The following is a 3,085-nucleotide window of genomic DNA, read 5'->3' as shown; positions in this document are numbered from 1 at the left end:
GGCGAAGTCGACCGGCTTGGTTCTGGACGCGACCCAAGGCAATTACACCATCATCTTTGCGATCTGCACCACGGTGTATTTCCTCGCGGTTGCGGCCATCCATTTGCTGTCGCCGCGCCTTGCAAAGGTTGAAGTGCAATAGGCGATGACGCCACGCTTCATCATTGCCAATGCGCGCGATAATGTTGCGATAGCCATTGCTGACCTTGCCCCCGGCGATGTCCTGGCAAACGGGTGCAAGGTCGCCGAACCCATATCGGCCGGTCATAAGGTTGCCTTGACCGCGATTGCCAGCGGCGACGCGGTTATCAAGCTTGGCCAACCCATTGGCCTTGCGTCTGAAGCCATTGCCGCGGGTGCACATGTGCATAGCCACAATTTGCATTTCGCGCGCACGGCTGCGGGCAGCGAGACGGGGGTCGACCTGCGCACGCCCGATCCGATCGAGGCCAGCTTCGACGGGTTTGTTCGTGCCGATGGTCAAATTGGCACGCGCAACTTCATCGGCATCCTGACTTCGGTGAACTGTTCTGCGACGGTGGCGCGCCGTATTGCGGCCCATTTCACGCCGGAGCGTCTGGCCGCCTTTCCCTATGTCGACGGCGTCGTCGCCTTCACCCACCATTCGGGATGCGGCATGGCGAAGGACGGCCGCGGCATTGAAAATCTGCGTCATACCATCACAGGATACGCCACGAACCCCAATTTCGCCGGCGTCCTTTTGGTAGGGCTTGGCTGCGAAGTGAACCAAATTCAGGACATGCCAGGCTTTCGCGGAGATGCGCTCAACATTCAAGACGCGGGCGGGACGGCTGCGGCGATCAGCGCAGGCATCGAGATTGCGGAACGCCTTGTGCGCAGCGCCAACTTATGTCGCCGCCAATCTGTCTCCGCTGCGAACCTCACCATCGGTCTGCAATGCGGTGCGTCCGACGGCTATTCCGCGATAACCGCAAACCCGGCGCTGGGCGCAGCAGTCGACCGGCTGGTGGCCGCAGGTGGCCGCGCCATCTTGTCCGAAACGCCAGAAATTTATGGTGCTGAGCATCTGCTCGTGCGCCGTGCTGTATCGCCAGACGTTGCGGATACGCTCGCCGATAGGCTTGTCTGGTGGGAGGAATATGCAGCGCGCGATGGCGCAAGCCTCGACAACAACCCGTCGCCGGGGAACAAGGCGGGCGGCATCACCACCATTCTCGAAAAATCCTTGGGCGCGGTTGCCAAAGCAGGCTCAACACCGCTCAACGCGGTCATAGACTATGCCCGAAAGGTGACGGCCCCCGGCCTGACGTTCATGGACTCACCGGGATATGACCCATGCTCTGCCACGGGCCAGATTGCAGGCGGCGCGCATTTGATTTTATTTACGACGGGCCGTGGCTCGGTCTTTGGATCGATCCCGTCGCCAACCATCAAGCTTGCATCCAACGCTGCCCTCGCACGAAATATGGCGGACGACATCGACGTGGATTGCAGCGGCATATTAGACGGCGTCAGCGTCGATGACATGGGCGCGCAGATATTCACCCGCATTCTGGAAACCGCCAGCGGCCAAAAAACGGCGTCGGAATTGCTTGGCCTTGGCGAAAACGAATGGGTGCCGTGGATACCCGGCGCAACCTATTGAATGGACGCGCGCTTATTTAGCGCGCCGACGCGCAGCCCCTAAAAACCCATGAAGCGCACATTGCCTTCAACCGGCTCGCGCTGACGATCAAAAGCATTCACCGCAGCTTCTTCATCGCGGTAGCCAATGGCAATGCCGCAGAAGAAAATATGCGTCTCATCCGACACGCCGATGAACTCCTTGATGAGCTTTGCGTGCATGGCGAGGAATTCTTGCGGGCACGTGTCCAAACCTTCGCCACGCAGCAGCAGCATGATCGTTTGCAGCCACATGCCAACATCTGACCATTGCGGCGAACCCATGCGGCGGTCGAAATAGCACATCAGCACAGCAGGTGCTTTGAACGACATGACATTGTTGTGCACGAATTGACCCCGCGCATCGGCGTCGGCACGGCCAATACCCATTGCCTGATACATGGACGCACCAACCTGTTGCAGGCGCGCCTTACATTCCGGGATGACTTCGGGCTCTGACCATGAATATTCAGGCGGGTCCTGCATCGGCGATGCCAGCATCTTCTTCTGCAGTTCAGCCAGCGGCTCCCCGGTGAGGATCGTTGCCTCCCAAGGTTGGAAGTTACAGCCAGAAGGCGCCCACCGCGCCATGTCCATGACCCGATGCAACACATCCAAGGGAACGGCATCGGGCTTGAACGCCCGGATGGAACGGCGGGAAAGTACGGCTTCGCTAACAGTCAGCTGGTTCATGCGATGCTTCCTGCCGTGCAAGTCACGCACGGTCAAGCACAAGTGCCTTATGTGCTGAATAATCAGTCAGTTGCCGCGTAGCTGGAGTTAAGCCAGCGAGACCCAATGCGGGCTGAAGTAAAGTGCATGAGAAAAAATGGTGCCGCCTATAGGATTCGAACCTACGACCCCCGCATTACGAATGCGATGCTCTACCAACTGAGCTAAGGCGGCGCTGGCCTGTTGGCCGTGGGGAGCGCATAGCCAAGTGCGTCTGTGAGTTCAAGTGACCTTGTGCCAAATAGCGGGGTCGCATGGAATGCACGCGCTAAATAGCGCGCCCTTATTCGCCGGAAAGGACCCAGCCGACGCTGATTTCTTTGGCGGCCAGCGGAACGTCGAGCCGTGCCTCGCTAAAATCGACCTTTTCTCCGGGGCCAAGGGTGCGTGTCTTTGCCTTCATTTTCCAGCTGTAAACGGGTCGGCTGCTCGCATCTTTCAGCGTGACCAGCATTTCAGGCACATTTTGCTCCACGGCGGTCGGGTTGACGATACTGCCGCTCGCGATGAAATACGGCGTGCCATCTTCGCGTTCGTTGAGTTCGAGATTGTCGTTCAACACGATGGTCAGATCGGGCTCCGCGGCCGCGTTTGAAAGGCTGAAGCCGGGCATGCCAAAATAGGATATCGCGCCGCCAATAGCTGCGACCAAAATGGCAAAGGCGACAGCCGCGATCATCCACATCTTGACCGGTTTTCGGCGGGCCTT

Annotated in this window: 2 protein-coding genes, 1 tRNA gene and 1 pseudogene; 1 reads left to right on the top strand and 3 read right to left on the bottom strand. The window is 58.8% G+C overall.

From position 1 onward, the window contains the following. The first annotated feature begins 145 nt into the window (after positions 1-145). The gene (locus tag ACIQ5B_RS10670; RefSeq protein ID WP_397598997.1) at positions 146-1,627 is read left to right on the top strand and encodes a UxaA family hydrolase; all 1,482 of its coding nucleotides are present in this window, start codon (positions 146-148) and stop codon (positions 1,625-1,627) included. A 38-nt stretch (positions 1,628-1,665) separates the two neighbouring features. Here ACIQ5B_RS10670 and ACIQ5B_RS10665 read toward each other — a convergent pair whose 3' ends face one another. The 3 genes and pseudogenes from ACIQ5B_RS10665 to ACIQ5B_RS10655 all read right to left on the bottom strand — a co-directional run. Further along, positions 1,666-2,337, bottom strand: a complete 672-nt coding sequence (locus ACIQ5B_RS10665) for a nitroreductase (protein ID WP_397598996.1) — start codon at positions 2,335-2,337, stop codon at positions 1,666-1,668. Positions 2,338-2,474: 137 nt separating this feature from the next. Continuing rightward, a tRNA-Thr gene (locus ACIQ5B_RS10660) sits at positions 2,475-2,550 on the bottom strand. A gap of 109 nt (positions 2,551-2,659) precedes the next feature. After that, positions 2,660-3,085: pseudogene (locus tag ACIQ5B_RS10655) on the bottom strand (thioredoxin); the annotation flags it as partial.

Source organism: Sphingorhabdus sp. (assembly GCF_044374345.1).
Taxonomy (GTDB): domain Bacteria; phylum Pseudomonadota; class Alphaproteobacteria; order Sphingomonadales; family Sphingomonadaceae; genus Sphingorhabdus_B.
This window is presented reverse-complemented; position numbering and strand designations above follow the sequence as displayed.

What these genes read in the sequence shown, in the direction of transcription:
- ACIQ5B_RS10670 (WP_397598997.1), top strand. Translation starts at nt 146, where the DNA reads ATGACGCCACGCTTCATCATTGCCAATGCGCGCGATAATGTTGCGATA.
- ACIQ5B_RS10665 (WP_397598996.1), bottom strand. Translation starts at nt 2,337, where the DNA reads ATGAACCAGCTGACTGTTAGCGAAGCCGTACTTTCCCGCCGTTCCATC.